At 72.8% G+C, this 15,505-nt stretch carries 16 protein-coding genes and 1 pseudogene; 9 read left to right on the top strand and 8 right to left on the bottom strand.

From position 1 onward, the window contains the following. From ACIP98_RS08290 to ACIP98_RS08270, 5 genes and pseudogenes are all read left to right on the top strand, one after another. Positions 1 to 148: pseudogene (locus tag ACIP98_RS08290) on the top strand (4-hydroxy-3-methylbut-2-en-1-yl diphosphate synthase); the annotation flags it as partial. Between the two features lie 34 nt (positions 149 to 182). Further along, positions 183 to 2,108 (top strand): 1-deoxy-D-xylulose-5-phosphate synthase, encoded by a 1,926-nt coding sequence (dxs, locus tag ACIP98_RS08285; protein WP_319657927.1) that lies wholly within the window; start codon positions 183 to 185, stop codon positions 2,106 to 2,108. Next, complete coding sequence (locus ACIP98_RS08280) at positions 2,089 to 3,492, top strand: aspartate aminotransferase family protein (RefSeq protein ID WP_319657928.1); 1,404 nt, start codon at positions 2,089 to 2,091, stop codon at positions 3,490 to 3,492. Before dxs ends, ACIP98_RS08280 begins: the two co-directional genes overlap by 20 nt. Before the next feature lie 73 nt (positions 3,493 to 3,565). Further along, positions 3,566 to 4,183: an XRE family transcriptional regulator gene (locus tag ACIP98_RS08275; RefSeq protein ID WP_319657929.1), complete on the top strand. Its 618-nt coding sequence runs from the start codon at positions 3,566 to 3,568 to the stop codon at positions 4,181 to 4,183. A 22-nt stretch (positions 4,184 to 4,205) separates the two neighbouring features. Next, entirely contained in the window at positions 4,206 to 4,337 is a 132-nt protein-coding gene (locus tag ACIP98_RS08270) for a DUF6126 family protein (RefSeq protein WP_319657930.1), read from the top strand. 16 nt (positions 4,338 to 4,353) lie between these two features. Here the strand turns inward: ACIP98_RS08270 and ACIP98_RS08265 are convergent, their stop codons facing one another. Then, entirely contained in the window at positions 4,354 to 5,178 is an 825-nt protein-coding gene (locus ACIP98_RS08265) for a tyrosine-protein phosphatase (protein ID WP_401974408.1), read from the bottom strand. 280 nt (positions 5,179 to 5,458) lie between these two features. On the opposite strand from ACIP98_RS08265, the gene ACIP98_RS08260 reads away from it, so the two are divergent. Next, entirely contained in the window at positions 5,459 to 6,250 is a 792-nt protein-coding gene (locus tag ACIP98_RS08260; protein WP_319657932.1) for an SGNH/GDSL hydrolase family protein, read from the top strand. Between the two features lie 31 nt (positions 6,251 to 6,281). On the opposite strand, the gene ACIP98_RS08255 is transcribed toward ACIP98_RS08260, so the two are convergent. After that, the gene (locus ACIP98_RS08255) at positions 6,282 to 6,740 is read right to left on the bottom strand and encodes an ATP-binding protein (RefSeq protein ID WP_401974405.1); all 459 of its coding nucleotides are present in this window, start codon (positions 6,738 to 6,740) and stop codon (positions 6,282 to 6,284) included. 135 nt (positions 6,741 to 6,875) lie between these two features. Here ACIP98_RS08255 and ACIP98_RS08250 point away from each other — a divergent pair, with 135 nt between their 5' ends. Together ACIP98_RS08250 and ACIP98_RS08245 are read left to right on the top strand one after the other, a co-directional pair. Beyond that, entirely contained in the window at positions 6,876 to 7,742 is an 867-nt protein-coding gene (locus ACIP98_RS08250; RefSeq protein ID WP_401974403.1) for a helix-turn-helix domain-containing protein, read from the top strand. 222 nt (positions 7,743 to 7,964) lie between these two features. Beyond that, positions 7,965 to 8,771, top strand: a complete 807-nt coding sequence (locus ACIP98_RS08245) for an SAM-dependent methyltransferase (protein WP_319657935.1) — start codon at positions 7,965 to 7,967, stop codon at positions 8,769 to 8,771. 24 nt (positions 8,772 to 8,795) lie between these two features. Here the strand turns inward: ACIP98_RS08245 and ACIP98_RS08240 are convergent, their stop codons facing one another. The 6 genes from ACIP98_RS08240 to ACIP98_RS08215 are packed head-to-tail and all read right to left on the bottom strand — an operon-like array spanning position 8,796 to position 14,991. After that, positions 8,796 to 9,683, bottom strand: a complete 888-nt coding sequence (locus ACIP98_RS08240) for an STM4011 family radical SAM protein (protein WP_401974399.1) — start codon at positions 9,681 to 9,683, stop codon at positions 8,796 to 8,798. A gap of 11 nt (positions 9,684 to 9,694) precedes the next feature. Further along, positions 9,695 to 11,080, bottom strand: a complete 1,386-nt coding sequence (locus ACIP98_RS08235) for an STM4012 family radical SAM protein (protein ID WP_401974396.1) — start codon at positions 11,078 to 11,080, stop codon at positions 9,695 to 9,697. Next, the gene (locus tag ACIP98_RS08230) at positions 11,077 to 11,883 is read right to left on the bottom strand and encodes an STM4013/SEN3800 family hydrolase (RefSeq protein ID WP_319658343.1); all 807 of its coding nucleotides are present in this window, start codon (positions 11,881 to 11,883) and stop codon (positions 11,077 to 11,079) included. Before ACIP98_RS08230 ends, ACIP98_RS08235 begins: the two co-directional genes overlap by 4 nt. A gap of 1 nt (position 11,884) precedes the next feature. Continuing rightward, entirely contained in the window at positions 11,885 to 13,078 is a 1,194-nt protein-coding gene (locus ACIP98_RS08225; protein WP_401974394.1) for an STM4014 family protein, read from the bottom strand. Further along, positions 13,059 to 14,024, bottom strand: coding sequence for an STM4015 family protein (locus ACIP98_RS08220; RefSeq protein ID WP_401974391.1), 966 nt, complete (start codon positions 14,022 to 14,024; stop codon positions 13,059 to 13,061). Before ACIP98_RS08220 ends, ACIP98_RS08225 begins: the two co-directional genes overlap by 20 nt. A 7-nt stretch (positions 14,025 to 14,031) precedes the next feature. Beyond that, a complete protein-coding gene (locus ACIP98_RS08215) occupies positions 14,032 to 14,991 on the bottom strand; it encodes an STM4015 family protein (RefSeq protein WP_319657940.1) in 960 nt (319 codons plus the stop codon). Positions 14,992 to 15,175: 184 nt separating this feature from the next. Between ACIP98_RS08215 and ACIP98_RS08210 the strand changes: the two genes are divergently transcribed. Continuing rightward, positions 15,176 to 15,502 carry a hypothetical protein gene (locus tag ACIP98_RS08210; protein ID WP_319657941.1) on the top strand — a complete coding sequence of 109 codons (327 nt, stop codon included), beginning with the start codon at positions 15,176 to 15,178 and terminating at the stop codon, positions 15,500 to 15,502. Positions 15,503 to 15,505: the final 3 nt, after the last annotated feature.

The following is a 15,505-nucleotide window of genomic DNA, read 5'->3' as shown; positions in this document are numbered from 1 at the left end:
GGGGCAGATCTTCGTGAAGGGCGAGGTCATCAAGACCGTGCCGGAGTCGAAGATCGTGGAGACCCTCATCGAGGAGGCCATGAAGCTCGCCGAGCGGATGGAGGCCGACGGGGTCCCGTCAGGGGAGCCGCAGATCAGTGTGAGTTGAGCGAACCAACCCCGGAGGGGAGCGAGGTGGGAAAGTGTCGCTGCTCGAAAACATCCGCGGTCCGCGCGATCTGAAGGTCCTCCCGCAGGAGCGGCTGGACGAACTCGCCGTGGAGATCCGCGACTTCCTGGTGCAGGCGGTCGCCAGAACCGGTGGTCACCTGGGGCCCAATCTCGGCGTGGTCGAGCTGACGATCGCGCTGCACCGGGTCTTCGACTCGCCGGCCGACCGGATCCTGTGGGACACGGGTCACCAGTCCTATGTGCACAAGATCCTGACGGGACGTCAGGACTTCTCCAAGCTGCGCGGCAAGGGGGGGCTCTCCGGCTATCCGTCGCGCGCCGAGTCCGAGCACGACGTCATCGAGAACAGCCACGCCTCCACCGTGCTGGGCTGGGCGGACGGGCTCGCCAAGGCCAACCAGGTGCTGGGCCGCCAGGACCACGTCGTGGCCGTGATCGGTGACGGCGCGCTGACCGGCGGCATGGCCTGGGAGGCGCTGAACAACATCGCCGCCGCGAGGGACCGCCCGCTCATCGTCGTCGTCAACGACAACGAGCGCTCCTACGCGCCGACCATCGGAGGCCTCGCCAACCACCTGGCCACGCTGCGCACCACCGACGGCTACGAGCGCTTCCTCGCCTGGGGCAAGCAGGTGCTCAACCAGACCCCCGTCGTCGGCAGGCCGCTCTACGAGTCCCTGCACGGCGCGAAGAAGGGCTTCAAGGACGCCTTCGCGCCCCAGGGCATGTTCGAGGACCTGGGGCTGAAGTATGTCGGCCCCATCGACGGCCACGACGTCGCCGCGGTGGAGTCCGCGCTGCGCCGGGCCCGGCGCTTCAGCGGACCGGTCCTGGTGCACTGCCTCACCGAGAAGGGCCGCGGGTACGCCTTCGCCGAGCGCGACGAGGCCGACCGCTTCCACGCGGTGGGCGCCATGGACCCGTTGACCTGCGAGCCGCTGACCCCGTCGAGCGGGCAGAAGTGGACCTCGGTCTTCGGTGACGAGATGCTGAGGATCGGCGCCGAGCGGCAGGACGTCGTGGCGATCACCGCGGCGATGCTGCAGCCGGTGGGCCTGGAGAAGTTCGCCAAGGCCTTCCCCGAGCGCGTGTACGACGTGGGCATCGCGGAGCAGCATGCCGCGGTGTCGGCCGCGGGCCTGGCCACCGGTGGCCTGCACCCGGTGGTCGCGGTCTACGCGACGTTCCTCAACCGGGCCTTCGACCAGGTGCTGATGGACGTGGCGCTGCACAAGTGCGGGGTCACCTTCGTCCTGGACCGGGCCGGTGTGACGGGCGACGACGGCGCCTCGCACAACGGCATGTGGGACATGTCGATCCTCCAGGTCGTGCCCGGCCTGCGGATCGCCGCCCCGCGCGACGCCGACCAGTTGCGCGCCCAGTTGCGCGAGGCGGTCGACGTGGACGACGCGCCGACCGTCGTCCGCTTCCCGAAGGCGACGGTCGGCGAGGCGCTGCCGGCCATCGACCGGGTCGGCGGCATGGACGTCCTGCACCGCGGTGATCGGCCCGACGTCCTCATGGTGTCCGTCGGCGCGCTGGGGCCCGTCTGCCTGGCCGCGGCCGCCCTGCTGCGCGAGCGCGGCATCGGCGTCACCGTCGTCGACCCCCGCTGGGTCAAGCCGCTGGACGCGGCCCTGCCGGGGCTGGCGGCCGAGCACCGCATGGTGGCCGTCGTCGAGGACAACGGCCGTGCGGGGGGCGTCGGTTCCGCGGTGGCCCAGGCCCTGCGGGACGCCGACACGGATGTGCCGGTGCGTGATTTCGGCATCCCGCAGCAGTTCCTCGCCCACGCCAAGCGCGGCGAACTGCTGGCCGACATCGGGCTGACGCCGGCGGAGATCGCGGGCCGCATCGGCGCGACCCTCGCCCGTATCGGGGCGCACACGGAGCAACGGACCGAGGAGTACACGAGCGATGACACCGCCCGATCCTGAGCCGAAGGGCTTCGACCTGGCGACGCTGCTGGCCGAGCGGGGCGCGGAGCGCTACGACCTGCACGGCCGCTACCTCAACCACCAACTGCCGCGGATGCTGCACACCATCGGCTTCGACAAGGTCTACGAGCGGGCGGAGGGCGCGTACTTCTGGGACGACGAGGGCCAGGACTACCTGGACATGCTCGCCGGGTTCGGGGTGATGGGCCTCGGCCGCCACCACCCCGTCGTCCGCAAGGCCCTGCACGACGTGCTGGACGCCGGGCTGGCCGACCTCACCCGCTTCGACTGCCAGCCGCTGCCCGGCCTGCTCGCCGAGAAGCTGCTGTCGTACACCCCGCACCTGGACCGGGTGTTCTTCGGCAACAGCGGCACGGAGGCGGTGGAGACCGCCCTGAAGTTCGCCCGCTTCGCCACCGGCAGGCCGCGGGTGCTCTACTGCGACCACGCCTTCCACGGGCTGACGACCGGCTCCCTGTCCGTCAACGGCGAGGGCGGCTTCCGCGACGGCTTCGCCCCGCTGCTGCCGGACACGGCGGTCCCGCTGGGCGACCTGGCGGCTCTGGAGCGGGAGCTGGCCCGCGGAGACGTCGCTGCGCTGATCGTCGAGCCCATCCAGGGCAAGGGCGTCCACGCGGCGCCCCCGGGCTACCTGCGGGCCGCGCAGGACCTGCTGCACCGTCACAAGGCCCTGCTGATCGCGGACGAGGTGCAGACCGGCCTCGGCCGCACCGGCGACTTCTTCGCCTACCAGCACGAGGAGGGCGTCGAGCCGGACCTGGTGTGCGTCAGCAAGGCGCTCTCCGGCGGCTACGTGCCGGTGGGCGCCACCCTCGGCAAGGACTGGATCTTCAAGAAGGTCTACTCCTCGATGGACCGGGTACTGGTGCACTCCGCCAGCTTCGGCGCCAACGCGCAGGCGATGGTGGCGGGCCTGGCGACACTGTCCGTGATGGAGGACGAGCAGATCGTCGCCAACGCCCGGGCGGCCGGTGACCTGCTGCGCACGCGGCTGGCCGCCCTGGTGGACCGCTACGAGCTGCTGCACGAGGTCCGCGGCCGCGGCCTGATGATCGGCATCGAGTTCGGCCGCCCGAAGTCGCTCGGCCTGCGCAGCCGCTGGACCATGCTGCAGGCGGCACGCAAGGGGCTGTTCGCGCAGATGGTCGTGGTGCCGCTGCTGCAGCGGCACCGCATCCTCACCCAGGTCTCCGGGGACCACCTGGAGGTGATCAAGCTGATCCCGCCGCTGATCATCGGGGAGCCGGAGGTGGACCGCTTCGTGACCGCCTTCACCGCCGTGATGGACGACGCACACGGCGGCGGTGGCCTGATGTGGGAGTTCGGCAGGACACTGGTGAAGCAGGCGGTCGCCCACCGCTGACCGCCCGCGGGGCTGCTTTTGCCCCGGAGGCAAGTTTTTTGCCTCCGGGGCGAACTGTGTCTATACCTGGAGCATGACCTCGACACCGGGGCAGGACGAGCCCCTGCCGGATGTCGCCCCCCAGCTGCGGGATCTGCGCCGCCGCGGCGGCCTGACCCTCGAAGCGGCCGCCGCCCGTGCGGGGCTGTCGCCCGCCCACCTGTCACGGCTGGAGACCGGGCAGCGGCAGCCGTCGCTGCCCATGCTCCTCGCTCTCGCCCGCACCTACGGCACCACCGTCTCCGAGCTGCTCGGCGAGACCGCCCCGGAACGCGACCCCGTCGTGCGCGCCGGGTCCGTGGAGCCCGCGGACGCCGGCGGCTGGACGTACTGGCAGACCGGCAACCCGGGACGGGCGATGCAGGCCCTGCGCCTGCACGTCCCGCCGGGACCGCAGGACGGCCTGGTGCGGGTGCACCCGGGCGAGGAGTGGCTCTACGTGCTGAAGGGGGAGCTGCGGCTCACCCTCGGCGAGGCCGTGGAGCGGCTCGCGCCCGGTGACAGCGCCCACTTCGACTCGACGACCCCGCACCGCATCGCGGCCGCCTCGCCCGGCGGCGTCGACCTGCTGTTCGTCCACACGCTGCTGCGCAGCCCCGTCGCGGACCTCTGCCTGGGTGACGGCCGGGCACCGCGACCCCATGGCGCCTGACGACCCTATGAGAGGACTCCCTGTGTCCGCCAAGATCTCCGGCTCCGAGAAGGCCCCGATGGGCTTCAAGATCCGTGCCTTCATCTACCTGGTGGGGGTGCACATCATCGCCGCGTTCTTCTTCCTGATCTTCCACCTGGCCGGGGCCAAGTAGGCCCCGGGCGGGCGGCTCAGGCGGGTCCGGCGTCCTCCAGCAGCAGCGCTCGCAGCCGCTCGCGGCGCTCAGGGGTGAGGCCGAGTCCGTCCTCAAGGTAGCGGTCGGCCGATCCCCAGTGCTCCTCGATGGTGTCGAACGCGGCCTCGAGGTACTCCTGGCGGGCGTCGAAGAGCGGGCTCAGCAGCTCCATGACCTCGGGGGTCCCGGCCGGCTCGGCGTGCTCGCCGCGCTGGACGCGGTAGCGGCGGTGCGCCTCGTTGCTCTTGAGGTAGTCCGCCACGATCGCCTCCCGCTCGACGCCCAGGGCCAGCAGGATCACGGCCACCGAGGTGCCCGCGCGGTCCTTGCCCGCGGCGCAGTGCAGCAGCGCGGGCACGGACTCCTCCTCGGCCAGCAGCTCCAGCATGCGGCTGTGCTCGGCGGTGCGGTCCAGCACGATGCGGTGGTAGGCCTGCACCATGCGCTCGGCGGCCCGGCCGTCGCCGAGGGTGCCGCGCAGCGCCTCGATGTCGCCCTCGCGGACGGTGGTCCAGAACTCGGCGCCGTGGGCGGGGTCGCTCAGCGGCATGTTCACGTTGCGCACGCCGGGCAGGTCCACGTCGGGGCCCTCGAGCTTGATGTCGGAGGAGTTCCGGAAGTCGAAGATCGTGTGCAGCCCGAGGGAGGCCAGGAAGGCGGCGTCCCGCTCGGTGGTGTGCGCCAGGTGCCCGCTGCGGAAGAGCCGTCCGTGCCGCACCCGGCGGCCGTCGGTCGTCGGGAGTCCGCCGAGGTCACGGAAGTTGCGCACACCGGTCAGCTCGGGCTCCGACGAGGCGGTCTGCGGCGTCTGCTGGGTCACCGGCGCTCCTTTGCTCACAGGCCGGGCGGTGCTGGTCACCGGCGACCGGACCATTGCTGACCCTACGACACACCGGATCCCTTGCCGTACCGCGCGGTATGTGGCGTCCGGCCCGCGGCCGCCGGCCGCGGGGGAGGCGCTCGCGGGCCGTCCGGCACGACGCCCCGGGGCCCCGCCGTATTCCGCCTGCGGCGGAATTGGCCGGGTGGGATGAATCACCCCGCGTCAGGCCCTGGTTACGGTGGCGTAGGCCATTTGAAGAGGTGAATCATCTGCTGACGTGGCAGACGATTCGACAAGAAACAACAGTGGCGCGATCGGGTCGTACACAGCCGTCGGGGACAGCTTCACGGAAGGTGTGGGCGACCCCGGACCGGACGGAAACCTCATCGGCTGGGCCGACCGGCTCGCCGTCCTCCTCTCCGATCGCCGCCCCGAGCACGACTTCCGGTACGCGAACCTGGCGGTGCGCGGCCGGCTCCTCGACCAGATCGTCGACGAGCAGGTGCCCCGGGCCATCGAACTCCATCCGGACCTGGTGACCTTCTGCGCGGGCGGCAACGACATCCTCCGCCCGGGCAGCGACCCCGACGACGTCGCCGAGCGCTACGAGGCCGCGGTCGCCCGCCTCAGGGCCTCCGTCGGCACCGTCGTGCTCTGCACGGGCTTCGACACCCGCGGCATCCCCGTCCTGCGCCACCTGCGCGGCAAGATCGCCACGTACACCGCCCACGTGCGGGCCATCGCCGACCGCCACGACTGCCCCGTGCTGGACCTGTGGTCGCTCCGCTCGGTGCAGGACCGCCGGGCCTGGGACGCCGACCGGCTGCACCTGTCGCCGGAGGGCCACACCCGCGTGGCGCTGCGCGCCGGGCAGCTGCTCGGACTGGACGTACCGGCCGACCCGGACCAGCCCTGGCCGCCGGAGCCCTTCCGCGCGCCCGCGGAGATCCGCAGGGACAACATCCAGTGGGCACGCGAGTACCTCGTGCCGTGGATCGGGCGGCGGCTGCGCGGCGAGTCCTCGGGCGACCACGTGGAGCCCAAGCGCCCCGACCTGCTGCCGCTCTAGGCCCCCAGCCGGGACCGCCCGGCCGGTGCGTTCACGCGGCGGTCCCGCCGGCGGCGAGTTCGGCCCAGACGACACGGCCCAGGCCGTCGTCCGAGGGCCGGACTCCCCACACCTGCGACAGCGCGCCCACCAGCAGCAGTCCGCGGCCGCCCTCCTCGTCCACGCCCGCCGCACGCGGCCGGGGCGCGGTCGGAGCGCGCCCCTGGTCGGTGACTTCGAGACGCAGCCGTTCGCCGTCGAACCACAGCGCGCAGGCGATGTGCTCGCTGCCCGTGTGCCGAACGGCGTTGGTGAAGAGCTCGGAGACGATCATCTCGGCGTCGTCGCGCAGACCCTCGTCCGCCTCCCACTCCCGCAGCCGCGCCCGCACGCGATGGCGTGCCGCGGCGACCGAGGACCCGTGGGCGGGCAAACGGAACAGGTCGTGACAGCGACGGGCGTCGAGGTCGCCACGGCGCTCTAACCGCAGAGCGTCTGGTGAGGAGGCCACGTCGCTACTATGCGGTTTCGTTCGAACGGTTGGCAAGGTGCGATCTGTAATTTGCAGAACGGCCCTCGCGCACTGTTCGTTTCCGATGACGGCATGACACACTGCTTTCGGTTGAGGGGAGTTGGGGAAGTGGTCGTGACGGACGCGAGGACGGCCGGTGCTCCCACCGTCCTGCGGGTGGTGCTCGGGAAGCGGTTGCAGGACCTCCGCGAGAAGGCGGGCCTCACCTTCGAGGACGCCGGCCGGGCGCTGGACGTCACCCATGCCACCATCCGGCGCATGGAGAAGGCCGAGGTCGGCCTGAAGATCCCCTACGTCGAGAAGCTGCTGCACACCTACGGGGTCCTCGACCCGGCCGAGGTGGAGGCCTTCGTCTCCCTCGCCCGCGAGGCCAACCGCCCCGGCTGGTGGCACCGCTACCGTGATGTGCTGCCCGACTGGTTCAGTGCCTTCGTCAGCATCGAGGGCGAGGCCAGCGTCATCCGCGCCTATGAGCCGCACTACATCCCCGGACTGCTGCAGACCGAGGACTACGCGCGCGAGGTGCTGCGCGCGGGCCGGCCGCGCGCCTCCGCGGAGGAGGTCGAACGGGTGGTCGCGGTGCGCCTGGAGCGGCAGGCACTGCTGACCCGCCCGAACGCGCCGCTGGTGTGGATCATCATCGACGAGACGGTGCTGCGAAGACCGATCGGCGGCCCGGAACTGATGCGCGCCCAGATCACCCGGCTCATCGAGAGCTGCTCGCTGCCCCAGGTGCGGCTGCAGATCATGCGGTTCTCCGACGGCCCCCACCCCGCCATGTACGGGCCGTTCCACATCTTCCGGTTCCAGACCGACGAACTGCCGGACGTCGTCTACTCCGAGAACCTGGTCGGCTCCGTCTACTTCGACGACCGCGACGACGTCTCGGCCTTCCTCGAGGCGCTGGACCGGATGTGCGCCCAGGCCGCCCCGGCCCAGCGGACCGAGGAGATCCTCCGTGACATCCTCCGGCAGACCTGACGTGCGGCCGGACCACGACCGCAGGCCCGGGAGCCGGCGTCCGGAAACCACCTGCCCCAGGGGCACCGGCCGGGGGATGATGTCATGCACACGGAGCACCGGAGCCGGCCGGGCGGTCCCGCACCACCCGGCTCGGCCGCACGCGTCGCGACGCACCCCACCGCACCCCACCGCACCGACCTGGATCCACCCGGACCAGAGGATTCCGAACGGAGCACGGCGTTGACCGACAAGGGCTTCTCCGCGGACGAGATCGACACCAGCAGGCCGCACCCTGCCCGGATGTACGACTACTACCTCGGGGGCAAGGACAACTACGAGGCCGACCGCGAAGCCGCCGAGATGGTCATCCGCATGACCCCGGACGCGCGCCCCAGCGCCCGCGCCAACCGGGACTTCATGCGGCGCGCCGTGCGCCACGCCGCCGGGCAGGGCATCCGGCAGTTCATCGACATCGGCACCGGTATCCCCACCTCGCCCAACACCCACGAGGTCGCCCGCGAGGTCGTCCCCGACGCACGCGTCGCGTACGTCGACAACGACCCGATCGTGGCCGCCCACGCCGGCGCCCGGCTCACCAACACCGGCAACGCGGGCTTCTTCCTCGGCGACGTGCGCGACCCCGACTCGATCCTCGAGCACACGACGCTGCGTAAACTCATCGACTTCGACGAGCCGGTGGCGCTGATGCTCGTCGCCCTCCTGCACTTCGTGCGCGACGAGGAGGACCCCGCGGGCATCGTGCGGACCCTCGGCAAGAACCTCCCGAGCGGCAGCCGGCTGATCCTGTCCCACGGGACCACCGACTTCCACCAGGACGTGGACGCCGACGCCCGCGAGGCGTACAAGAACGCCACCTCCACGCTCACGCTGCGCGGCAAGGCGCAGATCGAGCCCTTCTTCGAGGGGTTCCCGCTGGTCGAGCCGGGCCTCGTGCAGGTTCCCAGCTGGCGGCCGGACAGCCCGCTCCCCGAGACCGGTGAGCACACCCGGATCGCCTTCTGGGGCGGCGTCGGTCACAAGCCCTGACCGGCGCGCCCCGCGGGCCCGCCGTCAGGCGCCGAGCAGGCCCGGGACGGGCGTCGGGCCCGCGTACGGCGGCGCGGCGGGTATCCGCTCCAGGACCCCGCCGGCGAACACGTCGTACAGCGGCAGCGTCTCCAGGTGGACGTAGCCGATGTGGCAGTCGCACGCCGCCAGCGGGCAGGCGCGCGGCCCCAGCGCGGCCCGGTAGGAGCCGTCGTAGAGGTTGCCCAGCTCGGCCCTGACGAAGTGGCAGCGGCGGACCGTGCCCCCGCCGTCCACGGAGATCACCGACTCGCCCGTGCGGCAGGGCAGGCCCGCGCTGCGGTGCGGGTGGCGGCTGTAGGGGAAGAGCGGGTCGAGGGCGGTCCACTCGTCCGCCTCGGCGTCGGTGTAGGTGTGGCCCTCGGCCGCGTTGACCCACAGGTAGACATGGGCCGGAAGGTCCCCGCGCAGCCGGCGGGCGGCCTCCAGGTGCTCCGGCAGGCCGACCACGCCCACGCTGAAGCGGGCGCCCCGGTCCGCCAGTTCGCGGGTCTTGCCGAGGAAGCGGTCGTAGGGCGTCTGCCCGGGGTGGAAGGTGCACCACAGGGCGAGCGTGGACAGGTCGGCGGTGTCCAGCCAGTCGGTGCGGCAGCTCAGGTTGGTCTGGATCGCCACCCGGTCGATGTGCGGCAGCCTGCTCAGTTCCGCGAGAGTGCGCCGGTACCAGGAGCGCACCAGGCCCTCGCCCCACGGCGTGAACAGCAGCGACAGCCGGTCGCCGCGCTGGGCGGCCGCCCAGCCCGCGAAGCGTTCGAGCGCGGCCCGGTCGGCGGTGAGTTCGGCCCGGCTGTCCCGGCGCTTGGCGAAGGGGCAGTACGGGCAGTCGTAGTCGCACGAGGCGAGCGGGCCCCGGTACAGCACCGTCAGATCCATGGTGGACGACCTCACTTCGGCTCGTAACCGGCCATGCGGGCGCGCACGGCCGCGGAGAACAGCGCCGGTCCGAGTGCGTCGGAGTGCGCCAGGCCCTCGGGGGACAGGCGCAGCAGCCCGGGACCGGCGGCCGGGTCCAGCCAGCCGCGACCGGCGAAGCGCTCCAGTTCGGCGGGGAAGTCCTCGCCGGGCGCGGTGCCGAAGCGGGCGCGGTAGTCCGCCACGCGCAGGCCCTCGGCCTGGAGCAGCGACTGCAGGAGGTGGCGGCGCCGGCTCTCCTCGGCGTCCATCGCCCAGCCGAAGTCGGCGTCCTCGAAGTCCTCCTGGGGGCGGGCGGTGTAGTCGTCGACGATCCTGCGTATCTCCTGCATGCCGACGGCGTAGTCGAACGAGTAGTGCAGCGCCGAGGTGTACGAACGGGCGCCGCAGCCGAGGCCGACCATGCCGTCGGTCTGGCAGGCGTAGTCGCCACCCCCGTCGGCCGGCGCGCCGGACCTGCGGAACATGCGCATCGACACCTGCTCGTAGCCGTGCGCGAGGAGGTGGTCGCGGCCGCGGCGGTACAAACGCAGCCGCTGCTCGTCCCACGCGGGGTCGCCGGACCCCGTGCCCGCCTGCCGGCCGAGACCGGTCAACGGGCGTACGTACAGCGGGTAGAGGTACAGCTCCTCGGGGCGCCACGCGAGGGCCGCGTCGAGGGAGCGCTGCCAGGACGCCTCGGTCTGGCCGTCGATGCCGTAGATCAGGTCGATGTTGAGCACCGGGATGCCGGCGTCCCGGACGCGGCCGAGGGCCGCCTCGACGTCGGCGCGGCGCTGTGGACGCACGGCGGCGCGCGCCTCGGCGTCGTCGAAGCTCTGCACGCCCAGGCTCAGCCGCGTCGTGCCGCGGGCCGCCAGTACGGAGAGCCGGTCCGCGGTCGCCGTGGCGGGGGACGCCTCGACGGACAGCGGCACCGCCGTCAGGTCGGCACCGAGGCCGTACTCCGCCAGATCGCACAGTCGCTCCAGCTCGGCGGCCTCCAGAAAGGTGGGAGTGCCCCCGCCGAACGCCGCGTTGGCGAACCGAGCCTCTCCGCCGAGCGCCTCGCGCACGGCACGCGCCTGGCGCTCCATGGCGTCCAGATAGGCCGTGGTCAGGCCGTCCGGGGCACCGATCCGGGTGAAGAGGTTGCAGAATCCGCAGCGCACTTCGCAGAAGGGGATGTGGAAGTAGAGGGAGAGGGCGTCCTTGGGCTCGTCCGCCCACAGGTCGCGCAGCCGGGCGCCGCCGCGGGGCAGCGGGCGGTAGGCCGTCTTGTGCGGGTAGGCGTAGACGTAGTGCTGGTACGGGCGGTCCGGGTCGGGCGCCGGCTGCGCCGCGGATGCCGGGGAGAGGGTCACGTCGGTGCGGGTCATCGGGCCTCGTCGAGGAAGAAGTGGGCGTAGGGGACGGTCCAGACGACTTCGTGGCCGATGCGGTGGCCGGTGTGCCCGTCCTCCCCGTACGCGGTGCCGTGGTCGGAGCAGACGACCGCGAAGCAGCGGCGGCGGCTCGCGGCCGCGGTGAACAGCCGCCCGATGTGCCGGTCCACGTACTCCAGAGCGGCCGCGTGCGAGGCGCGGGTGTCGCCCGACTCCCGGGTGGCGCCGGGCAGGTGGAACCAGTTGGGCTGGTGCAGCGCCGAGACGTTCACGTAGAGGAAGAGCCGCTGCTCGCGCGGCAGCCCGGCCACCACCTTCTCCGCACAGGCCACCTGCGCCTCGAAGGAGGTGGGGGAGGGCACCCCGAACTCCGGTTCCCAGTGGCTCTCCTGGAACATCCCGGGCAGCACCGAGCCCAGCGGCCCCTGCTTGTTGAAGAAGCCGACCCCGCCGACGCACACCGTGCGGTACCCGGCCGCGGCCAGTCCGGACACCAGGTCGGGCGTGTCGTACACGAAGGTGCCGTCCGCGGTGCTCTCGCTGCCCGCGAACCGGGCGGCGAAGAGCCGCGGGTGCGGGCCCGGTACGGCGGGCGTGGGCAGGAAGCCCGCGAACATCGCCTGGTGCGAGGCGTAGGTGAAGCTGCCGGGCGCGTGCCGGCGCTCCCACCGGCCACCGGGCAGCCGGCGCGCCAGGTGCGGTATGCGGCCTGCCGCCGCCAACTCCTGCGCCACGTCGTAACGGAGGGTGTCGAGGACGACCATCAGGAGGTCGTGGCTGCCCACGACCTCGTTCATGTCAGGCGTCGGCCGTGCCGACCGGGTTCTCACGGTCTTGCTCCTTGCGTCGTGCGTGCTCGCGCTCCATCACGGCCGGTACGGCGGCGACCTGCGCGGCGTAGGTGTCCAGGCCCTCGGCTCCGCTGCCGGGCAGCCCGGTCAGCCGCGGCAGCAGGTCCCCGAAGGCGTTGACCTCGCCGACGGCGAAGCGCCGCCAGCCTGTCGCGGGCAGGACGTCGACGCCCACACAGAGGGTGCCGGGGAAACAGGCGGCCGCACGCTCGGCGAGGTGCAGCGCGTCGTCCAGGGCGCCGCCTGCGGCCCGGATGGCCGCGCGGGCCGCGCCGAGGTCGCCGCGGGCGCCGCCGAGGTGGAGGTTGGTCATCGGGTGCCGGCTCGTGCGGACGACGGCGTGTGTGGCGCGGCCCGCGACGACCACCACCCGCAGATCGGCCGCTCGGCCGCCGAGGGAGGCCTTGGGCAGCCACCGCTCGATGTGGAGGCCGTCCGGGGCCAGGGCGTCGACCAGGGCGGCGACCTGCGGTTCGGTCGTGTAGTGCCGTACCCGCAGGGAGTTGAACAACCGCCCGTCCTGCGTGGTCTCCACCGAGGTGGTGGCCCGGACCCGGCCGGGTCCGGCCACGGCGAGCGCCACGACGCCGGAGGCCGACGACCCGTGCGCGGCCTTGACGAAGGCCCGCGGGACACCGGCGTCCCGCAGTCCGTCCCGCAGGTCCGCCCAGCCGTCGACCGCGCCGCTCAGGGCGGGCGGCACCGGAACCCCGGCGGCGGCGAGCCGGGCGTGGCAGCGCCGCTTGTCGAACATCACGGCGACGTCCTCCGGGTCCGCGGACGGTACCGCGCCGGCCCGGCACGCCGCGTCCGCGACCTCCCGCACCGCCGCGGTGAAGCGGCGGTACCACAGCGCCGAGCCCTCGACCCGGGCCGGATCGCCGGCGCCCCGCAGCAGCCGGTCCACGTCGGCGTTCTCGCCGGGGGAGTCGATCCGCACGAACTCGCCCGCCTCGAATCCGTACCCCCCGTCCAGCACCTGGCGCCAGGGCAGCACTCGCGGCGCGGGGTGCCCGGCGGCGCGTACGGCGTCGGCGAAGAGCGTCGTGCGGCGGTTCTCGGGATTGCCGACGACGGCGAAGCGGACCGTGCCCCCGGCCGGCCCGGCGTTCCGCGGAGGGCTACTCGGAGACGGCGACATAGCGCCACTCCTCGTCCCGCCGGCGGTGCGGCGTCCGGGGCTCGGAGAGGTCGACCTCGGTCCCGGTGGCGCCGAAGACGCCGCGCAGGCGCTCGACCACGGCCTCGCTCAGATAGTGGTGGTGCAGGTCGAGCCGCTTGAGGTGGGTGAGGGGCTGGCCGCTCAGCAGTGCCTCGGCCCCGGTGTCGGTGAGGGTGCCCATGGACAGGCTCAGCGACTCCAGCTGCGCCACCACCGGGGCTGAGGCGACGGCGGCGGCGATCTCGTCCTGCAACTCGCTGTTCTGCAAACCGAGATGGCGCAGCGCCGGATACCGCCCGCCGGCGAGCAGCGGCGCCAGGTCGGCGACGGTCGCGTCGCCGCCGTACTCGGACACCCCTAGCCACAGCTCCAGGCGTTCCAGGGCCGGAAGTTCACAGGCACCGACGGCCCGGACGACCTGCCCGGGCAGCCCGCCGGACTCGAAGCGCAGCACGCGCAGCCCCTCGTGCCGCACCGGGCGGAGCGTCAACGGCTCGTCGCCCAGACCCTGGGAGTCGCCGCCCCGCACGCCCAGCTCCTCCAGCAGCGGGAAGCGTTCCAGGACGGGGGTGACGTCGGTCAGCTGGAGCCAGGAGATCTCGCACTCCTCCCCGATGACGTCGGCGAGGAAGAGGGCGCGCAGGGCCGGGAAGCGTGCCGCGTCCGCCAGGAGCAGGTCCAGTGCCGGGCGCAGCTCGGTGTACTCGTCGTGCCACCACGGGCCGATGACGAGGGCCCGCACCCGCTCGGTGTCGACGGCGCCCGTGAAGGCGCGCCACAGGTCGGCGAAGGGCTCCTCGTCGGTCGCGTAGCAGTCCAGCCGCCAGGCCACGTCGCCGGCCGCGGGCAGATCGGCCGCGTCGGTCCCGGGCAGGGTGTGCACGGGCAGCCCGTGCAGGGTCTCCAGGTGTTCGGCGAAGGTCATCGGTGCCTCACTCCGCGACGGCGGTGTAGCGGAAGACGGTGCCGTCCTCGTCCTCGTCCTCGTCACCGGGCTCGGACAGGTCGACCTCGACGCCGGAGGGCTCCAGCGCCGCGCGCACCCGCTCGGCGAACGGGTCGCTCACGAAGTTGTGGTGCAGGTCCAGCCAGCTCAGGTGGGTGAGCGGCTGACCGGCCAGCAGAGCGCCGACGCCCTCGTCGGTGAGCACCCCCAGCGACAGGTCCAGCGACTTGAGCTGGGCGACGACCGGGGCGGCGGCGACCGCGGCGGCGATCTCGTCCTGTATCTCGCTGTTGCGCAGGCCGAGATGGCGCAGCGCGGGCAGACGGCCCCCGGCGAGGATCGGGGCGAGGTCGGCGACCGTGGCGTCGCCGCCGTACTCGTCGACGCCGAGCCACAGCTCCAGGTACTCCAGCGCGGGCAGTTCGCTCGCCGCGACACCGCGGACCACCTCGCCGGGCAGACCCCCGGCCTCGAAGCAGAGCGTGCGCAGGTGCTTGTGGCGGACCGCGGGGAAGCGCAGCCCCGTGCCGCCGCGGACGCCGAACTCCTCCAGCAGCGGGTACGCGTCGAGGACCGGGGTGACGTCGGACTGCTCGATCCAGGAGATCTCGGCCTCCTCCATCTCCAGGTCACCGATGAACACGGCCTGCAGGCCGGTCAGCCGGTCCCGGGCGTCGACGAGCCGCCGCACGACGACGGCGGAGTCGTTGTCGTAGGGCTCGCCCCACGACCCGATCACCAGGGCCCGCACCGACGCGGTGTCCACCGTGTCCAGGAAGCGGTCCCACAAGGCCTCGAAGGCCTCCGGGGCGCTGTCGTTGTAGGGGTCGACGGCCAGCCGCCAGGCCACGGCCCCGGCCTCCGGCAGCTCCCGCCGCGCGTCGGGACCGGGGAATTCGAAGGCCGGCAGGCCGTGCAGTTCCTGCAGGTGCTCGACGTGGGACATGTCGCTGGTCTCCTGACGTGGACGGGCCGGTGCGGTGCGCTCGCGAAGAGTTGTACCAAGCCCCGCCGACAGCGGTGCGCCCGGGCTGTGGACGGCGAAGCGCCGCGAGGGCGTTGTCGGACCCCCCGCGTAGCGTCGTGGACATCGGGTCGGCGAGGCGCGCCGACGGCGAAGGGAGACAGCCATGTACCGGCAGGGGGACGTCCTGATCGTGCCCGTCGCGCAGGCCGCCGTGCCACCGGGCACGGACCGGCTGCCGCGGCAGCCGCGGGACGGGCGGGGCAGGCTCGTGCTCGCGCTCGGCGAGGTCACCGGCCACGCCCACGCGGTCGTCGGGCCGGGCACCCTGGTCCGCGAGCCGGGGCCCTTCGGCGCGGCGTACCTCCATCTCCCCGACGGGGGAAGGGTGGTGCACGAGGAGCACGCCGCCATACCCCTGCCGAAGGGCTGGTACCGGGTGGTGCGGCAGCGCGAGTACGTGCCCGGCGCGGTGCGCGTCGTGGCGGACTGACAA

It is taken from the genome of Streptomyces sp. NPDC088354 (assembly GCF_044753585.1).
Taxonomy (GTDB): domain Bacteria; phylum Actinomycetota; class Actinomycetes; order Streptomycetales; family Streptomycetaceae; genus Actinacidiphila.
The sequence above is the reverse complement of the archived record's forward strand: the minus strand, read 5'-3'. Positions and strand labels throughout refer to the sequence as shown.

What these genes read in the sequence shown, in the direction of transcription:
- ACIP98_RS08220 (WP_401974391.1), bottom strand. Translation starts at nt 14,024, where the DNA reads ATGACCTTCGCCGAACACCTGGAGACCCTGCACGGGCTGCCCGTGCAC.
- ACIP98_RS08230 (WP_319658343.1), bottom strand. Translation starts at nt 11,883, where the DNA reads ATGAACGAGGTCGTGGGCAGCCACGACCTCCTGATGGTCGTCCTCGAC.
- ACIP98_RS08225 (WP_401974394.1), bottom strand. Translation starts at nt 13,078, where the DNA reads ATGTCGCCGTCTCCGAGTAGCCCTCCGCGGAACGCCGGGCCGGCCGGG.
- ACIP98_RS08275 (WP_319657929.1), top strand. Translation starts at nt 3,566, where the DNA reads ATGACCTCGACACCGGGGCAGGACGAGCCCCTGCCGGATGTCGCCCCC.
- ACIP98_RS08210 (WP_319657941.1), top strand. Translation starts at nt 15,176, where the DNA reads ATGTACCGGCAGGGGGACGTCCTGATCGTGCCCGTCGCGCAGGCCGCC.
- ACIP98_RS08240 (WP_401974399.1), bottom strand. Translation starts at nt 9,683, where the DNA reads ATGGATCTGACGGTGCTGTACCGGGGCCCGCTCGCCTCGTGCGACTAC.
- ACIP98_RS08215 (WP_319657940.1), bottom strand. Translation starts at nt 14,991, where the DNA reads ATGTCCCACGTCGAGCACCTGCAGGAACTGCACGGCCTGCCGGCCTTC.
- ACIP98_RS08235 (WP_401974396.1), bottom strand. Translation starts at nt 11,080, where the DNA reads ATGACCCGCACCGACGTGACCCTCTCCCCGGCATCCGCGGCGCAGCCG.
- ACIP98_RS08280 (WP_319657928.1), top strand. Translation starts at nt 2,089, where the DNA reads ATGACACCGCCCGATCCTGAGCCGAAGGGCTTCGACCTGGCGACGCTG.